Source organism: Vibrio sp. SCSIO 43086, assembly GCF_051132235.1.
Lineage (GTDB): Bacteria > Pseudomonadota > Gammaproteobacteria > Enterobacterales > Vibrionaceae > Vibrio > Vibrio diabolicus.
In genome coordinates this window covers 671,298-689,160 of sequence record NZ_CP072678.1, presented here as the reverse complement: position 1 = coordinate 689,160, position 17,863 = coordinate 671,298, and the positions used below count along the sequence as shown (strand labels likewise).

17 protein-coding genes are annotated in these 17,863 nt (G+C 44.3%); 8 read left to right on the top strand and 9 right to left on the bottom strand.

The window, feature by feature from the left end; genetic code table 11:
- Positions 1 to 452: 452 nt before the first annotated feature.
- The 4 genes from J8Z23_RS19215 to J8Z23_RS19200 all read right to left on the bottom strand — a co-directional run bounded on the left by J8Z23_RS19215 (position 453) and on the right by J8Z23_RS19200 (position 4,885).
- A complete protein-coding gene (locus tag J8Z23_RS19215) occupies positions 453 to 1,799 on the bottom strand; it encodes a magnesium transporter (protein WP_047101165.1) in 1,347 nt (448 codons plus the stop codon).
- 112 nt (positions 1,800 to 1,911) lie between these two features.
- Positions 1,912 to 3,234, bottom strand: coding sequence for an ABC1 kinase family protein (locus tag J8Z23_RS19210; protein ID WP_225496418.1), 1,323 nt, complete (start codon positions 3,232 to 3,234; stop codon positions 1,912 to 1,914).
- 101 nt (positions 3,235 to 3,335) lie between these two features.
- The gene (locus J8Z23_RS19205) at positions 3,336 to 4,559 is read right to left on the bottom strand and encodes an HlyD family secretion protein (protein ID WP_225496416.1); all 1,224 of its coding nucleotides are present in this window, start codon (positions 4,557 to 4,559) and stop codon (positions 3,336 to 3,338) included.
- Positions 4,559 to 4,885 carry an MFS transporter gene (locus J8Z23_RS19200; RefSeq protein ID WP_017635162.1) on the bottom strand — a complete coding sequence of 109 codons (327 nt, stop codon included), beginning with the start codon at positions 4,883 to 4,885 and terminating at the stop codon, positions 4,559 to 4,561. The genes J8Z23_RS19205 and J8Z23_RS19200 overlap by 1 nt, the downstream gene beginning before the upstream one ends.
- A gap of 107 nt (positions 4,886 to 4,992) precedes the next feature.
- Here J8Z23_RS19200 and J8Z23_RS19195 point away from each other — a divergent pair, with 107 nt between their 5' ends.
- Positions 4,993 to 5,994, top strand: a complete 1,002-nt coding sequence (locus J8Z23_RS19195) for an AraC family transcriptional regulator ligand-binding domain-containing protein (RefSeq protein ID WP_434635773.1) — start codon at positions 4,993 to 4,995, stop codon at positions 5,992 to 5,994.
- 91 nt (positions 5,995 to 6,085) lie between these two features.
- Here the strand turns inward: J8Z23_RS19195 and J8Z23_RS19190 are convergent, their stop codons facing one another.
- Both J8Z23_RS19190 and J8Z23_RS19185 read right to left on the bottom strand, forming a co-directional pair.
- Complete coding sequence (locus J8Z23_RS19190; protein ID WP_031778833.1) at positions 6,086 to 6,775, bottom strand: hypothetical protein; 690 nt, start codon at positions 6,773 to 6,775, stop codon at positions 6,086 to 6,088.
- Between the two features lie 12 nt (positions 6,776 to 6,787).
- The gene (locus tag J8Z23_RS19185) at positions 6,788 to 8,329 is read right to left on the bottom strand and encodes a hypothetical protein (protein WP_225496412.1); all 1,542 of its coding nucleotides are present in this window, start codon (positions 8,327 to 8,329) and stop codon (positions 6,788 to 6,790) included.
- Positions 8,330 to 8,695: 366 nt separating this feature from the next.
- On the opposite strand from J8Z23_RS19185, the gene J8Z23_RS19180 reads away from it, so the two are divergent.
- Positions 8,696 to 9,388: a response regulator transcription factor gene (locus J8Z23_RS19180; RefSeq protein ID WP_225496410.1), complete on the top strand. Its 693-nt coding sequence runs from the start codon at positions 8,696 to 8,698 to the stop codon at positions 9,386 to 9,388.
- A 3-nt stretch (positions 9,389 to 9,391) separates the two neighbouring features.
- Complete coding sequence (locus J8Z23_RS19175) at positions 9,392 to 10,714, top strand: ATP-binding protein (protein ID WP_434635772.1); 1,323 nt, start codon at positions 9,392 to 9,394, stop codon at positions 10,712 to 10,714.
- Here J8Z23_RS19175 and J8Z23_RS19170 read toward each other — a convergent pair.
- Entirely contained in the window at positions 10,695 to 11,351 is a 657-nt protein-coding gene (locus J8Z23_RS19170; protein ID WP_434635770.1) for a pyridoxamine 5'-phosphate oxidase family protein, read from the bottom strand. The genes J8Z23_RS19175 and J8Z23_RS19170 overlap by 20 nt on opposite strands.
- A 100-nt stretch (positions 11,352 to 11,451) precedes the next feature.
- Here J8Z23_RS19170 and J8Z23_RS19165 point away from each other — a divergent pair, with 100 nt between their 5' ends.
- Positions 11,452 to 12,897, top strand: coding sequence for a PLP-dependent aminotransferase family protein (locus J8Z23_RS19165; RefSeq protein ID WP_434635769.1), 1,446 nt, complete (start codon positions 11,452 to 11,454; stop codon positions 12,895 to 12,897).
- Here the strand turns inward: J8Z23_RS19165 and yjeH are convergent, their stop codons facing one another.
- On the bottom strand, positions 12,898 to 14,160 hold the full coding sequence (gene yjeH, locus J8Z23_RS19160; RefSeq protein ID WP_158159479.1) for an L-methionine/branched-chain amino acid transporter: 1,263 nt from the start codon (positions 14,158 to 14,160) through the stop codon (positions 12,898 to 12,900). It abuts the gene before it with no gap.
- A 327-nt stretch (positions 14,161 to 14,487) separates the two neighbouring features.
- On the opposite strand from yjeH, the gene J8Z23_RS19155 reads away from it, so the two are divergent.
- The 4 genes from J8Z23_RS19155 to J8Z23_RS19140 all read left to right on the top strand — a co-directional run bounded on the left by J8Z23_RS19155 (position 14,488) and on the right by J8Z23_RS19140 (position 17,281).
- On the top strand, positions 14,488 to 14,943 hold the full coding sequence (locus tag J8Z23_RS19155) for an Lrp/AsnC family transcriptional regulator (protein WP_005373615.1): 456 nt from the start codon (positions 14,488 to 14,490) through the stop codon (positions 14,941 to 14,943).
- 40 nt (positions 14,944 to 14,983) lie between these two features.
- On the top strand, positions 14,984 to 15,898 hold the full coding sequence (locus tag J8Z23_RS19150) for a LysR family transcriptional regulator (RefSeq protein ID WP_213867608.1): 915 nt from the start codon (positions 14,984 to 14,986) through the stop codon (positions 15,896 to 15,898).
- Positions 15,899 to 16,007: 109 nt separating this feature from the next.
- Positions 16,008 to 16,622 (top strand): LysE family translocator, encoded by a 615-nt coding sequence (locus J8Z23_RS19145; protein WP_005373611.1) that lies wholly within the window; start codon positions 16,008 to 16,010, stop codon positions 16,620 to 16,622.
- 329 nt (positions 16,623 to 16,951) lie between these two features.
- Positions 16,952 to 17,281, top strand: coding sequence for a hypothetical protein (locus J8Z23_RS19140; protein WP_169628906.1), 330 nt, complete (start codon positions 16,952 to 16,954; stop codon positions 17,279 to 17,281).
- A 125-nt stretch (positions 17,282 to 17,406) separates the two neighbouring features.
- Here J8Z23_RS19140 and J8Z23_RS19135 read toward each other — a convergent pair whose 3' ends face one another.
- Positions 17,407 to 17,628, bottom strand: a complete 222-nt coding sequence (locus J8Z23_RS19135) for a hypothetical protein (RefSeq protein ID WP_005373607.1) — start codon at positions 17,626 to 17,628, stop codon at positions 17,407 to 17,409.
- Positions 17,629 to 17,863 lie beyond the last annotated feature (235 nt).

Here is a 17,863-nt window from a genome sequence, read left to right as displayed (position 1 = left end):
TTTGTTCTTTTCTTGGGTGTGTTTTCTTGGTTTTATTTTATGTAGGTGATTTATTTTTGTTGAAGCTGGCATTTCTAATGGTTTAGTGGGCGAATATTTGAATTTTATAAACAGTAAACAATCTGTTGTGGGTAAGAAAAGTACAACCGAGCTCGGTCAGAGGATAAGAGGGCAATAGCCACATAAAAAAATAGCCAACCGCAAAGAGTGCGATTGGCTTATATACATGTGAACAAAATCAAGTTCACTAACAACGTCAGTTGGCTAGGTGACCCTCGGCTTAAGAAGGGTCGATTTATATAATGCAGTTACTGTGCCAACTTTAATATGCCCTAAAATACGTAGTTTCTGTGACATGCGTTGCTTAAAGTTTGAGTATGTTTGCAATTTGCAACTGCGTTATGCAATTTGACTCTATTATGCTAATGATTGATTAATAAACAATGAACCTTTTAAAGCATGACTAAACTCGCCGTTCCTAAAAAGGCGAAAAAACCAACTACATCTGTCACTGTTGTTAGAATCACCGAGCCAGCCAAAGCGGGGTCCAATTTAAACTTATCCAGAATAATGGGAATCAGCACACCAAATAAAGCTGCGGTAATAATATTGACGATAATGGCCAGCGCGATGGTTCCCCCAAGAACCGGAGATTGAAACCACAATCCGGCGAGCCCGCCGATGATTAACGCCCAAGCAATGCCGTTCAGAGAGCCAATACCCAACTCATTTTTCAATAGCTTGAAACGGTTACCTGGGGTGATCTGATTAAGCGCCATCGCACGAATCATTAGAGTGAGCGTTTGGCTGCCAGCAATGCCCCCCATGGATGCAACAATTGGCATGAGCACCGCCAAAGCCACCACCTGCGCAATTACATCTTCAAATAGTCCGATAGTGACAGACGCCAAAATCGCAGTAAGCAAATTGATGCCTAACCAAACACCGCGCTTTTGCGAGCTTTTTAATACTGGCGCAAACAAGTCATCGCCTTCATCCATACCTGTACCGGCCATCAAACGTGCTTCGTAGATTTCACGCTGTGTACTCAATGCAAACTGCCAATCGACTTCACCGATCAGTGTTTGGTCTGCATCAGTTACAGGGAGAGCGGGCAGTGTGCTGTGTTCTAATGCCTCTACCGCTTCAGGAAGCATCATTTTACTGTCTAGCACCGTCACTGCCTCAATAACGAGTGTTTTTAAGCGAATATCGGGGTCACCACGTAAGATATCGAAGTAATTGACCGTTCCACGATACTGTTTATTACGATTAATCAGATATACCTGTTGAGGCGTGTCGTAGCTATAGCGCTCCATTAACTGCTTAGCTGTCCCAATCGTAATGTTGAAGGGAAGGGTGATGATCTTACGTTCAGCCCAGTGGCCGAGTTCTTCATCAGCATACTCGTTTGCTTGATCGTAAAGTTCCAACTCATCTTTTTCTATCAACGAGAGAGCTTCGTTTATGATCGACTCTGGTAACGAATCGGCCCATTCGATGAGCGATAAGTTGTCGAGTTTAGCGAGAGTGAGTTTTAGCTCGACTTCAGATAACGCGTTGATGATAGAGAAACGTACGTCCGCACGCATTTCCGTTAACACGTCGATATGTAGCTCTAGTGGTAAAGCTCGCCATAAGCGAACACGATCGTCGATTGGAAAGGCTTCTAGAATCAGGGCAACCGCGCCGGGCTCGAGGCCCGCTTCAATAGATTCATTGAGCGTTGCGACTTGATCCACTTCTTCGGCTTGGCCAATTTGCTGGATTAGAGTGGAGAGATCTTGAAACTTGCTCACCGAGTACCCCGATAGTTAATTCGTTTTATGGAAGTATGGCATGTTATTGAGATGCACAACTATGCATCTTAACCTTGCTCAAGGTACTTGAAAGTAACAGAAAAACAATAGGCTATTTGCTGTTGATGGTGAGATATGGCTGTACCAATTGGCGAATGTTCACTTTTGCGCCAATACGGGCTGCCAGCAAGTACATTCCGCCGATTTTTCTGTGTAAAAATAGGGCATCTGCTGGTGGAGTATGCCAGTATTCTTGCTCCATGCTTAGAATGGTGCCAGCCTCGCGAAGCTTTTGTGCTAAGTCGCTGGCTTTAAAGTCATAAGGCTCATCAACTAACATCGGTTCACATGCCATTTTTACTAAGTCGAGAATCGCTTGGCGTTGGTCTGGAAGGATGGTTTGGCTGAAGAAGCCTATTTGTTCAAGCGCATCATTCAAGCCTTGTTCGTCATTATTCACGACAGATGCAAAAGCTTGGCGATAGCCGGTACTGAACCGTTCGTTGTACTCGCGAGTGGCCCCGAAATCTAGCAAGCCGATTTGACGAGTGTTTTCGATATATAAGTAGTTGGCGAAATTTGGGTCGGTTTGTACCATCTTAAATTCGAACAGCTCTCGAAACAGTAATTCGAGTAGGCTGTGCATGACAAAATCCCGTGTACTCTGATCATAATGTTCGATTTGCTCAATCGGACTGCCATCAATGAATTCCATCGCGAGAACGGAGTCTGAGCAACTTCCAGTATGAATCTTCGGTACGACAAAATGAGGGTGCTCCTTCAAAGCGTCATGATAACGAATGGCAAATTGCGCCTCTCGTGCGTAATCGGCTTCATCATGTAGCTGCTTTTTCGCTTCTTCGAGCAATCCTTTGTAGTCGACAGACTCGGGAATCAACCCAACGACCTTGAGCAGTGTACCGACATTGTCGACGTCGCTATCGATACTTTTCCGTATGCCCGGATATTGCACTTTGACGGCTAGGTTATCGCCCGCATCGCTGTAGGCTTGGTGCACTTGTCCTATTGATGCACTGGCGATTGGTTTGAAGTTAAATGACAGAAACTCAGCTTTCCAATTCGTTCCCAGCGAACTTTCCATTACTGCGTTGAGTTGTTTTGCAGGCATTGGGTCTGCGTCGGAACGAAGACGGGAAAGAATATCGGCAAGTTCAGGTTCTAAAACATCACCAGCATCCATTGAGAGCATTTGTCCAAGCTTCATTGCAGCGCCACGTAGGTGAGCAAGTTGGTCAGTTAAACGCGCGATGTTCTGTGGCGTCAGCAAGAGGTCTTTCGCTTTTGGTTTGTTGCCTTTGGCTATCTGCTTCGTGCCTTCTGCAATCACATTGCCTGCGACACGGGTAGCAAGTGAAGCGAACTTGCTGAATCTTGAGATGCGATGGGTAGGTAGGCTTCTTTCCTTTACCGACATGAATCTTCTCCGCTATTTACTAACTAATTGTTATACGGGAAAAGGATATGTTTGGATACAAATGAAAAGAAAACCGCCAGCGTAACTGGCGGTTTGCGAGTTTAGATAGAGTAGAAGAAGTACAGTTGAGACTTCATTCGGATGATGATCCCGCGAATCACATCTAAGAAGGCCATGAAGCCTATCGGTTTTTCACCGCTGACCCATGCGAGGCCAACAGAGCCAACAGGGATGTCGTAACCTTCTGGCTCATCAATCTTAAGACGAACAAAGTGGTGTTTGTTCTGTAAGTTCTTTCCAGTGGTGACACGTACGGAATCATCGAAACCCAGTAGATTACCTTGTGATTCACCTGTTGCCTCAACAATGCCCTCGACCGTCGCTGAGAAGATCTTACCTGGATAAACCGAAGAGGAGAATTCCGCAGGTTGACCCGGTTTGATGTTACGAATCGCCTGGTGGTTGACTCGCATCAGCACGTACTTCTCGTTAGTGTACATGTTGATACGCGGCATCATCGATACACGCTGACCTTCACGCAGGATAAAGTTGGTGACAAAGCCATCTGTTGGGGCATGAACTTTTGTGCTATTCAAATCCCATTGCGCTTTTGCAATTTGCTCTTCAGCTTGGCGCAGTTCGGCTTGTTTGGTTTCAACTGCAAGTTCCGATTTATGAATCGCCAGTTTTGCACGGGAAATATCGACTTGTTTCTTCTTGATTTGAGACTCAAGGGCCAACACGTTGTGACGTGCCATATCAACCGCACTCGATTGTTTGTCGATATCGCTTTCCGTGATGGTGTTGTGCACCACTCGGTTTTGCTCAACATAACGATCTAGCATTTTTTTCTGCAATTTGTAGTCAACTTTCGCCGCTTCCAACTGGCTCTTGGATGTTTCTAGATCTTGCACTAGCGCCTCGTGGTTAGCTTCTTCAATCTCGATGTCGCCTTTTGCTGTAGCTAATGCAACGCGAGCAGAATCAGCGGATACGTTCGCTTGATTTAATGCGATTTTGTATTGCGTTGGGTCAAGTTCATAAATTAGCTGACCTTCTTTAACTTTCTGATTCGGCTCAATGTAAATGTGGTCAACTTTACCTTTTACATTGGTTGAATCTGGACGCAATTGGATGTGTGGTGACTGCACGACAGAACCGCCGGATAAATCCATCGGGGTGAAGTTAATCAAACCTACCCAGACGAACATTAGCCAACCCAAGCCGCCAAGATAAGCGAACGATTTGGTTGCTTTGTTCCAAGGCATGCCAACCAAACGCAACAGATAAATGAAGAGTGCCCATACCGCTAAACCTTCTAACATTATGCTTCCTCTTTTGGCTGTGTTTCTGTTTGCGGTTTACTTTTCCATGTATCACGCAGATTGATGATGGCTTTTTCCATATCAACAAATGCAAAGATCACGGCTAGCACCCAAACCCAGTGCCAGACAAACCCTATCCAGGTCAGCGCAGTGATGAGCCCTATCTGATGATGGTCTTTGCTGTGTGCTTTATTGATAGGCAATTCATGGATTTTCCAAAAGCCGTAACACGCGCCCGCGACACTCGCAATTAAAACGACAGCAGCGACAACATGTAACGCCGTATCTGCGCCTGTACCGACAAATGGGACACTCAGTAAACTCATTAAACACTCCTCTATCAAACTGTTGGCGTATTGTGATCTGAATTTGATTTGCGGCTTTCTTTGTGACAGATTCAATCACTACAGGATTAAATTTGATGTGATTGGTTATGAAAACGGTTCGGTTTATTCGCGCGATGGGCATTCTAAACATACATAACCTCGCGTTATCTAAATACAATTTGGACTCGGATGAGTTAGGGATCCCAGCATCGGTGTTTCGTAACCCAATGACACTGATCCCGCTAAAAGCCGTTGCGGAATGGTACCGTTGTGTTGAACAAGCCAGTTGTGACCCGGATGTGGTGTTGAGTCTCAGCCGAGGTATTGAACTGCAAAAGCTAGGGCCTGTGGGACGCTGGCTATTTTCTGGGAATGATTTAGCCAGCGCGATTCGACGCGTTAATTATGGTGCGAGTAACTTACAATCTGGGGCGTTTTTTGCTGGCGAACAGTCGGGCAAAATCATCAAATGGACTTACCACAATCCGTTTATAGAAACGTCAGTAAAGGTGCACGATAGTATCCGCTGTGCGGTATTTATGATTAAAGTGCTACGCGAATTTCTTGGTAAAGACTATCAGCCTTTGCGCGTGAAGGTTTCAGGGTCGAGAAAAAATACTGAGCGATACCGGGAATATTTCGGCTGCGAGGTGGAATGGAGTCAGCCAAAAACAGAAATATGGATCCCGGGAGATGACCGATTAGCTTCCCGCCAAGTGAGCCATCGCGAAGACAGCCGTCTAGCGATGAGTTTTTCCGATTTGGATGATTTGCTTAATATGCCCGACCCAGAAGATGAGTTGAAAGTGATTTATGAAGTGGTGAACTACAGCAGTCATTATGGATTGCCAACGTTAGAGCGCGTTTCTTCTCTGCTTGATTTATCTGAACAGCAGTTTCAACGTCGTTTGCACAAATTAGGCCTCAACTTCTCGATGGTATCCGGCTATGTATTGAGTAATGTTGCGGCTGGGTTATTGAGTAAGCGCGTGAGCATTGATGACATAGCTATGCGCCTTGGTTACACCAATGTGGCGAGCTTCAATCGTATGTTTAAGAAGCATCGTGGATTAACGCCCAAGCAGTATGCGGGAAGATTAGAAAAGTAATGCTTCACTTGTCTTTATGAAAACAAGCAATAAAAGCCCTCAAGGTAAAGGGCTTTATTATTTTTTTGTGTGGTGTTTTTTAATGTAATGGCTATTTCTTAGGGCGCCAGCTTAGTGCACTTGCAACAGCGCCGATGGCAATCACATCCTTTTTTTGTTCACTAAGTTCTGGGAGCATCTGTACCGCAATGGTACCGTTCGTCTGTACGGCGGCAATTTCTTGTGTGCCTTCCTTAAAGCTATAACCCAATGGAATGTCTACCGCCATCATGGCGTCAGGACTAGTATGTACAGTTTCTACATTAAAGTGGGTGCTACCAATACGCACTACGCCTGTCTCTTTTTTCTCAAAGCTGATGTCGATGAGAGCCGATTTTGGCTCCATCGCAAACTCACCGACTTTTTTACCATCTTGAGTAATGTCACAGGTGTAAGGATCATTCCCACCAAAATCGACGCCCATGTAGTTAACCGACATACCGCCTCCGGTGCAGTTCAAAAGCCAAGTTTCCCCGCTGTCGATACGAGTCACTTCTGCGCCCATTGAACCTTCTTTGAAAGAGATACGGTTAAACCAACTTGAGTTAGAAGCACTGCGTGAATACTTGCCTTTGTACTTACCAGCAAAATCAAAATGGCCATCTGCACCGAATCCCCAAAAATCACCGTCGGTTTTGATCAGCATTTCTGGTTGTGCTTTTACGGCATCAGTACGATCCATGACGGCTAGGCCACCACAACCAGCAAGGAGCAAGGGAGCGAATAGAATAAGTTTCTTCATGTTTTTCATTGTTTATAGCTTGGTTACATCTAGGGTTTGGTCGGTGAATTGGATGTTCTGAATGTCGTACAACTCGTCAGTGCCTGTATTTGGGCACTCAACAGAAACGCTCTTTGCTTTGATAACAGTACATTCCGCCAGTTTGTGTGGCACGATATAGGTGTTGATACCGCCTTCACCATAAATGCTGTTGTCTTTGCTGTTGCCTTCAAAAGTATTGTTTTGATCATTACCGATCACATTCATCGCGTCGTCGCCAATGATCTTCACTTTTGTTAACCACTGAGATTTGTAGGTGTACGCTTCTATCAAACCGTCTTTGTTGGGAGCCATACGGAAGGTAGGTACTGTGCCTGGATTTGTCTTTTCTGTGTAGAGCTTGACGCCCGCAGAGTCGATATTCGCGGTATATTGCAAGTATCCGTGGAATAAGCCACTGATCCAATCAACGGCTTGTGGATCTTGGGTTTGCATTTCTTCACGCGTTAACGCTTGGTAGCCATCTAAACCATGTCCGTTTGCTTTTGCTACACCCATGTAAGCTTCAAAAGCGGCAGCAAAATATTCGTGAGAATATGAAGGGCCCGTTTGTTTCACACTTTCAGGATCGAAGTCGTCCGATTTCCAATCGTCCCAGTCATACTGAGTAGGGCGCCACACCGTCGGTTTGCCCGATTGAATATCGTTATAGATGCTTAACGCATGAGCTTGAATGTCATTTTGCAGTGCCGCAGTCGCCGTGTTAGGTGCAATACCTTGCGCTTGGACCAAGTGTAAAATTTCTTCAAAAGCGGCGTCTCGTTCGGCTTTTTTACCAAGATTGGCGCAGTAATCGGCAAAATTACTCATGTAATGGCAATCGCCTTCAACTGTCAGTTCTCGATACATTAAAGATTGGCTATTCCTTAGCCAGTTTGGTGTTTCTTTACTAGTTACTAATGTTGACGCGATAGAAGTGACAAGTGTATCCATATCATCTTCGTTAAGTACCATTATGCTTACAACAAACTTTTCTAGAGAACTCGTATCAAAAGAGTGTGCTAAGCCCGAGTTTGTAACTGCGTCGTTCAGTTTGTCTTGGCGAATCAGTTCGTTGATAAAGATTTTGGTTAACATCTCATCATTCTGTTCGTCGTTTTCGGTCAGCATTAGTGTGGCATCACGCTCGGCTAATGTCTTAGCGATACGAGACTTGTCAGCACCGTACTTAGAGTCTGGTTGGTTTGTGAGAAGGTGTTGGATGATTTTGGCTGCACGAAAGATTTTTTCATTATTCGCACCGTCATCAACAGCCACAATGTGAAATGTATCGTTGTTGTTTGCTTCGGAAAGGGAGATTTTCACATAGTGGGTGAAGCCCGAATCAGCAGCCACTTTTAACTTGGCTGGAAACTTTGTAGAAACGACAGTTGGGATTGTGACAGTGCTCAATGTTGGCATTGGTGGTGTTGGAGGTGTCGTTGTCGATGGTTTCGAATTAGATTCACTGCCGCCACAAGCAGTTAGACTTATCGCGCAAAATATGGCTAAAGGTGTTAATTTGGAATATCTCATTTCATGTTACTCGTAGACTTTATTAGAGCAGGAAACTTAGAAGCAACATAAAGTCCTGTCTATATAAGCAAACTAAGTCATATATGTTGATATTATTTTTTGGTAAGACCTATTATTCGATATATTTAAAAATATAGTGGATTTTTATTCCGAATTTTATTTTCTATGTGAAGCTATATTCTGATAATGAATAAAACCTCAGGTTATTGCATGGCTTTAGGGGTATAGAATGATTAGGATTATCGTATATGTATGGTTTGTAAGCGTATGTAAGCCTGCGTTTTATTAAAATTATCATTTAAGTAGGTTGCGCAGTATAGGACGAGCGATATACTCCCTCCATCATATTGGTGGAGTATATGATTCATGGTGGGTAATACAATCTTACTGGTAGAAGACGACTCAGAGATTGCTCGATTAACCAAAATGTACCTCGAAGCCGAAGGATATACGGTAACTGTCATCGATAACGGTCAAAATGCATTAGAAACGATTAAGGGGCTCAAGCCGGACCTAGTGCTGTTAGATTTGATGTTACCAGGAAAAAATGGCGCAGAAATATGCCAAGAGGCGCGTAAGTTTTATCATGGTATTATCATTGTTTTGACTGCGACCGATGATGAAATGAGCGAGGTGAGCTTATTTAAGTTTGGTGCTGATGATTACCTTACCAAACCGATAAAAGGCAATATCCTTCTCGCCCGTATTGAAGCAGCGTTGCGTCGCTATTGTCGTCAAGTTGATATCGTTGAAGAAGAAAAGCTGAGCCGATATGGCATTAGTCTTTGTCTTCGTCGCTCCCAAGCATTTTATTTGCAAAATGATATTGGTTTAACGAGTTCTGAGTTTGAAATTTTAGAGCTCCTGATGCTGAATGTCGATAAGCCAGTATCTCGTGAATCATGTTGCCGTCTTGCCCGAGGCATTGAATACTGTATTACTGATCGTTCGATTGATATGCGTATATCCTCACTAAGGAAGAAATTCTCTAAGGCTCATATCCATACGGCTACCATTAAAACCATACGTCACCACGGCTACATGCTGACAGGTAAATGACGCATGTTTTCCCTGTTTACTCGTCTATATGTGGGGTTAGTAACTGGCCTTGCGCTGACTGTTGCTTTGTTTCTCTTTATGGGGGAAGAGTACATGCGCAAAACAGAAGTCGGTGTTTTTTTGAGTGACGGTGCTTATTTTGTCGATCAATACATTGAGCAACGAGGCACTCCGGATTCTCTCTACAAGAAGTTAACCGAAAACGGCAAGCAAGATTTCTTTATCTTTGATTTAACATTGGTTGAAAACTGGGACGGATCACCGCCTTGTCGAGATTGTAATCTGCTGTACCGTATGCAAGGGATACCTGTTTATCTTATTGATGGCAGTACCTATGCTGCGGTATTCCCTTTGCCTAACACTTCGAAGAGTTTAGTTTTCAAAGAAAAAACGGATTTCTTTAGCCCACACGTTGATTGGAATGAAGATTCTGAGATTGTATTTATACTTACTCTACTTTTGGTTGTTGTATGCAGTTTAGGCATTATGGTTTACATACCTGTACGACGTCTTGACCGCCAAATTCGGCAACTAACGGCTGCGCAACAACAATTTGGTTCTGGTGAGTTGAATACGCGAGTCGAGCTAAAGCAATTTTCGCAACCCGTGAAAGAGCTCGCCCAAGGCTTCAACTGCATGTCTGAAGAGATTGAGAGACGAGTGCGCCAAACACACATCTTTACTCAAGCTATTCCTCATGAAGTGCGCACTCCGCTGAGTCGTATTCAGCTAGCGACGGATTTAGCTCGACGCACGAGTGGTGAAATGCAGGCAGAGTTACATGACGATATTGAACGATACGTTGATGTCGTGACGGATTTAACGTCCGACATTGTCATGCTGTCTCGCTTGAGTGTGAAAAACCATTCTTTGAGCGATTCTGTTGAAACCATGGAACTGCCTCTTTGGTGTAAAAGCCGCATGAATTACCTAGCCTTAGAGTCCGCCATGTTGAGAGCAGAAAATGAACTCGCGAACCAATTGATTCACTTTCAGCCTACTTTGGGTAACCTTGTCCTCGATAATTTACTGCAAAACGCCAAGCGTTACGGTGAATCCTGCGTTGAGGTGACGATTCGAATGGTAGCGGATTGCTGGAGCATCGATATTGAGGACGATGGCCCGGGCATCCCTGAAGCGATGCGAGAAGAAGTATTTATGCCATTTTCGCGTTTAGACAAAAGCCGCAACGCCGACATGAAAGGCTTTGGTTTAGGGCTTGCCATCGCTACCAGTGCAGCGAGGCAACTGGGTTGGGAGCTTTCCGTCGGCGAGAGTCACTTAGGCGGTGCACGTTTTACGGTGCTTATTCCTGCCAACGATTAGAGTAGGCACTGCGGTAGTCTGGTTCAGCGATACCTTCATACAAATCTTCACAAGCTTGCAGCGGACCTACGACGGTTCGGTAGGGTAGGACACCTGCCCAAACAGGAATATACATGTCTTCCGCATCGTCGTTTACGCCAAAATTGCTGATTTTCACAGATGCCTCTGTGAGTGGGATACGCAGCAGCATGGTGGCTTTGAGCTCTTTTTCATTGCTCAAACGGACTTGTTTTGTTCTCCCTGGAGCGATCTGTTCGATAAAGTGATTCAACAACCTGTCTTTCTCTTGGTTATCCTCCACCATCTCAAACTGGCCAAAGACCACTGCACTGCGATAATGCGCACTGTGGTGAAACGCACTTCGAGCCAATACCCAACCATCAAACAAAGTAAAGGTTAAGCACGTTTGCACTCCTAGTTTGAGTGAGCGTAACAGTCGACTGTTGTTGGCACCATGGATATACACGTAATCATCCACACGCCATGCCAGCATAGGGATGACCACAGGGCCTGACTCGTTGGTTATCGCAATATGAGCGATTAGGCTTTCATCTATGATGGCGTGCAGTTTGCTAACATCAGAGACTGCTTTATGTGCGCCTTTCTTAATTTCCGTTCTATTGGTGTTGGATAGCATTTTCTCTCCTTGTTTGCTCACGATTACGAGCGATTGATCCTCATTATTTGATTGCAATGTAGCGTTTAACTGGTAGCTTAAAGAGGGCCACTTTTAACTAATGGATGGATCCAGTTTGTCTTTGATTGATATCGGTGACCTGCATTTAAAAGACAGTGATGGAACGCGTCAGCAAGCGTTGTTTTTTGCTATCCGCGAGAAGATTGTTCAAGGGTTGTGGGTGAAGAATGGGAAGTTGCCTTCTACGCGGAAGCTTTCACAGGCGCTTAATCTAAGTAGGAATACCGTGATTTCTGCCTACGAACAGTTAGTGGCGGAAGGGTACTTGAACAGCCAAAAAGGTTCTGGCTTTTATGTTGCCGTAGAACTGCCGGAGCAGTACTTGCCTGAACCTAATTCAGTTCAGAGAGACTCATCACCGAAAACTCACTTTGATATCAACCTTGCATTTGCACCAGGTGTGCCGGATCTGGACGCTTTCCCGATGGCACAGTGGCAAAAGCTAGTTGCTCGCCACATGTCCCGCCCCTGCTTGTTGGGGAATCAAGATATTCAGGGTAGTTGGGCATTGCGCTGTGCTTTAGCTGACTACCTCGCATCAAGTCGTTCAGTGAATTGTTCCCCAGAGCGCATTATTATTACTTCTGGGGCGCAGCAAGCGTTGTCAATTGCGACGATGGTAGTGCTCAAACAAGGTGATAAGGTTCTGATGGAGCAACCAGGTTACGCGCAAATGCGGAAGTTGATTCAGTTCCAAAACTATCAATTTGAGCCTTTGTTCGTAAGAGAGAAATTAGGTTTTGATGTGGAAGCGGTGACCTCAAGCGATGCCGATGCGCTGTATATTACACCAAGTAATCAATATCCGATGGGCACCACACTCAATACCGAGCAAAGAGGAAAGATCATCAACTGGGCGGTCGAACAATCAAGTTGGATCATCGAAGACGATTATGACAGCGAATTCCAGTTTGCTCATCGTCCCTATACCAGCTTACAGGGGCTAGCGGCTCAAATGGGTCGAGATGATCGTGTGTTGTATGTGGGTTCCTTCAGTAAAGTGATGTTTAACGGATTGCGGCTTGGCTACCTTGTAGCTCCTGAACGTTTAGTAGAGCAATGTTTGGTGGTTAAAGATGCGTTAAGTGGTGATTCGCCGACGCATACACAAGAAGCATTGGCAGATTTTATTACTGAAGGTGGGTTATTACGTCATATTCGAAAAATGCGTCGACTGTACAAAACTAAGCATGAACAGATGCATTTATCCATTCAACAGCATTTTGGCGACCGTGTTTGCGTCGTTAGCCAAGCGGCGGGGCTTCATATTACGTTGAAATGGCAAGATGGTATGGATGAGCAGCGTTTTACGAAACTAGCAGAGCATGAAGGGATCATCTTGCGACCTTTGAGCTATTATGAACACCCAGATTTTCAAGCACGTCACTGGCATGGTGCCGTGCTTGGTTACGGCAATATCGCGTTAGAGAACATAGACGCTGGTATCCAACGTTTAGCTCACATATTTCGAAATGGGAAGCGATGACTATTCAGCTACACGTGTTTGTCGCTTATGTCGCCACTGTTTCCAAGGCAGTAAAAGTAGAGTAAAAATGCCAAGTGCATAAAACATTGACCAGCCTAAACATATAAAAACACCGGTACAAAGCAGTAGGGACAGTCCCGCAAGTGTTTTACCAAATCCTCGAAGCAATTTGAAAGCGGCTAACATCGCCAACATGTAAACCAGAACGAATACACTGTTTGCGAGTTTTAGGAAAAACTCCAGATCGAGCTGTGATAGGGTTCCTATCACACAAGATATCAATAATATGCCGCCAACTAATATGGTGGCTGAGAAAGGGACACCACGACGTGAAATCTTGGCTAGTGGACTAGAAGGACGATGTTCACGAGCTTGAGCCCAGACCATTCGCGCTAGGCTCTGTGTGTATAAGTTAACGCTCGCGAAACAAGCGGAGAAACCTATCAAGCTGATTATCCATTTGGCTCCATCGCCTAGTAGTTGGGCACTAAGCCAGGGGATGGATGCGTTATCAAATTGAGCGTTACCATACGCGCCAAATTTTAAAATAACGACAGAGCATGCCCAATAGGTAGCCCCTGCTACAAAACAACCGACCACAATGGCAATAGGGAAATCTCTTTGAGGGTTTTTGAACTCTTCCCCCATATGGGCAAAAGCCTCTATGCCAACAAAACACCAGAACATCACGCCTAACGCTGCGGTAATAGGCCAAATTGACTCTTGTGTGATGGCGGGCATCACAAGATCGGCGCTGTTAACGTCGCCTTTCCATAAAAATGCGCCAACAAGTGCGAAGACACTCAAAGCAATAAGAGTTTGTAAATGACCTGATGATTTTGTGCCCATCAAGTTGACGAACACAAGAAGTACTACCGTGAGAACTTGTGCAAACAGATTGTTGCTAATAGGCTCTGGCAATATTTGTTGTAGGAAGCCTGCGGCGAGTGCAATCGCGGCCGGAACCCCTACCGGAATGACACTAACAAATAGCCAAGCGACACTACTTTCCAGTTTGGCGTTAAAGGCTTTGCGTACAAAAAAGGCTGTTCCGCCCGCGTTGGGGTATCGTTTACCCAGTTGAGCAAAAGTCAGCGCAATAGGACAAATCGCGATGAACAATAAAATCCAAGCCCATAGTGAAAAATGGCCAGCTATACCTGCTGCGATAGCCGGGATCATAAACAGCCCCGTTCCCATTAATGTGGTGGATAACTGTGCGATACCTGATGTGAGTGAAATGTCTTTTTTGAGCTCTTCCATGCGAATTGATTCATCCAATGTTATGAGGGTTATTGCGAAAAAGCTTGTGGCTTCTGGTTATTTCGTTTTATGTGTTTAAGCGATGCTATTTATGTGCTGAGTACTTAAGGTGGGAATTTGATTTCAATGTGTTATCTATTTTCTGTTGAAATGGATAACAGCACTCATCTCATGCCCGCCAAATAGCATATCCAAAATGTTAATAACAAAATGATTTACTAAACCGTCAATATGACGGTTGTTTTAAATAATTCCAACAAAATGTTGGTTTCTTATGCAGTTAGAATCGGTATAGAATGAGAAAAATTAGGAAAGCTTGGTAACGGTATGGACAAGTTTGATCATAAGATTGTGGATCTGCTCAGGCACAACGCTCGGCTGTCGGTGACTGAAATTGCGGATAAAGTAAACCTTTCTCGTTCTGCGGTAACGGCCCGTATTCGTAAGCTAGAGCATGACAAAGTGATTCTAGGGTATCACGCTGAAATTGCGCCTTCGGGTGGGGATTCGATTTGCGCCTATTTTGCCTTAAAGTTCGATAAATCAACCTCTACGTATTATTGCGAATCATACGCGGACGAGTTGTACAAAATTGATGGCGTAAAATGGTGTCATGCGATCAGCGGTGAGACGGACATGATGGTTTTTGTCGAAGTGCCTACGATGGCTCGCTTGAACGAAATCAGAGATCAAATTCAACGATATCCAGAGCTTCGAAACCTGATGACTCATACCGTCTTAGCTGAATTCTTTAACACGACTGGGAACCTGTTTGTGAAGTGACCATGAATGGATGCCATGTTGAAAACCCTTCTGAGCGAATATGTTAAACAACATTAATTTGAATCTACTTAGATCCTTGCATGTACTTTTAGAGGAGTGTCATGTCAGCCGGACCGCAGACCGTTTGCACATTACGCAGTCTGCCGTCAGTCGACAGCTTGCACAATTGCGCGATCTGTGTGGTGACCCACTGCTTATTCGTCAAGGTAATCAACTGATACCAACGCCACGAGCAATAGCGTTAAAATCAAAGCTTGATGCATTACTGGCTGAGTTTGACCATTTACTCGATGACCAACCTTTTGAGCCGCGGCAGTGGCAAGGTGAGCTTGTTATTGCTTCTAGTGACTACGTGGCGCAATACGTATTGCCCGATATTGCCTCTCACTTGGGTGAACAAGCGCCACAGCTAGATATGGCGTACCGACTGTGGCAACCCAACTTTCTTGATAAACTTCATGAGACGGGCATCCATATCGCGTCTTCTATGTATCCAGAAAAACCACAGAGTGTGTCGAGCGTTAAAATTGGTGAGGATTCATCAGTTTGTTTGATGAAATCTTCTCATCCGTTAGCAAAGCAGGACCAGATCAGTGTTGAAGACTTGATTTCATATTCACACATCAAAGTGACTGGCGGCGGAGACAAAGATTCCTACACTGATTTAGCATTGAAAGAGCTAGGGCACACCCGCCACGTTACCTTTAAGGTTCCATTTTTCTCTTCTGCGATCAATCGCTTAGCTGCAAGTGAGCACCTGATGGTGGCTCCTGAACATATTGCCGTTAACCTCGCTAAACATTGGGACTTAACCCATAAAGCATTACCACTCGAAACACCTATTCATCAATATTGGTTAATGTGGCACCCCAAATACGACACGGATCCTGCGCATAAATGGGTGCGAGAAGAGATTCGCTCAGTAATGCAAATCTCTGAATATTCCATTCGCTAATACGTACACCGTTTAGCTATGACTTGAAATCATGATTAGTATGAATAACTTTGATTTCTAATTATACCTCTTCCGTTGATAGAGTGAGCTTCAAAGAGGGGAGATTCTTATGACACTAACAGTTTGGTTATCACTTTTTACCGTGTGTTTATTAGGGGCTATGTCACCAGGTCCCAGCTTAGCTATTGTCGCTAAGCACTCGTTGGCTGGTGGACGTATCAATGGATTAGCTACGGCTTGGGCTCATGCGTTTGGCATTGGTATATATGCGTTTATTACCTTGATTGGGCTCGCTGTTGTTTTGCAGCAAAGCCCGATGCTGTTCAAGACGATTAGCCTTGTGGGTGCGGCATATCTTGCGTATTTAGGGTTTAATGCTTTGCGTTCAAAAGGTGGTGTGGCTGCGAAGTTGGAGTCAGGTGAGGAAACAACGGTAATCCAGTCTGCGCGAGAAGGCTTTTTTATCTCGATTTTAAGTCCCAAAATTGCTTTGTTTTTTATCGCATTATTCAGTCAGTTTGTCGCGCTCGGTAATGATTTGAGTAATCAGATGATCATTGTTGCCACGCCGTTTGTTGTGGATGGGCTTTGGTACACCTTTATTACCCTAGTGCTATCGAGCTCTAAAGTCGTTGACAGAATTCGCTCTAAGGCAGTGTTGATTGATCGTTTGTCAGGGGTAGTACTCATGCTGCTGGCTCTTAGAGTGGTCGTAACGGTATAGACAAGCTCGCAAGACAGAAATACTAAAAGCAGCCCGTGTGGCTGCTTTTTTGTCTACTCTCAGTAACCCTTACTCAATTTACGTAATTCTGACGCTAAATGTTGCTAAAATTAATATTATCAATAGTGTTACTTTGGTTCATATTCTCATTTGCTGTGAAAGCTACTTTCCAACGCATTGTTATAATGAGAACGATAGCCACTTAACGTTAATACTAACAGTGTCGCATATTAAGTCGAGAGTGCTTTATTGGATAAAAACGGACTTTCCTCTTACTTACCCTATGAAAGGGGTAGAGACTTCATGACCGTTTAGAAGGTGAGAGCAATATGCAAAGAATAGTAGATTTAGCTCTAGTAGTAATTTTGACCAGTGTTTGCAGCGTTGCCTGGATATTCTTTTCAACAAAGAGCATTTGGGTGTTTTTTGAACTGTTTGTATTTACGATGCTTGGCTTTGGCCTTTTGTACGGGTTACTACAAAAGGCTGATCCTAAACACTTTGACTTTGTTTTAAATCACATCGATGAAATTAAGAAGGAAGGCAAAGATGCTTGCCTAAGCGGCGCTCCGAAAGAATCCAACCCATACTCTGGTGTCGATGGTGATTTATGGGAGGCTGGTTACACAGCCTCCTACAACAAAAAGATAAAGCAATAAACCGCTAGGTGCTTATTCAATATTGTGCTTTTCAAAAAAGCACCCTGCCATTTTAAGGACAGGGTGAAAGCAAGAAGTTTCTCAGGAGCGGTCGGGGGAGAGAAACTCATCTAAATCTTATTTACTTACCGGCGAACCTCTTCAAATTCACCTTCAATCGCATCTGCTTTACCTGTATTAAACTCATACTCTTCGTGCATTTCTCTCTGCATTTTCTTGACGCGCTTTTCAATACGTTTACCGGTAATTAATGCTGCGATGGTCAACGGAATCGCAATGATCAAGCTAAATACTAACGTAAAAAAGCCGGTAATCAGTGCTAGTGCAGTTACAATAATCCGATTCATAATCATGACCTCTCTGTAATTTATGTGCTCAGATTAATGCTGTGAACATGAACAAAACATGAATGCTGACGTTCACTTTGTCCGGAGAGTGTCAAATGAATGAAACGAAAAAACGCCTGAGGGTGATCAGGCGTATAAACGGGGAAAAATATTAGTAATGCGCATGGCGCTTATTATTTAGAACAAATATGAGATATTGTCCGCTACGCTATGTGGTTAACGTTGTGGAGCAAAG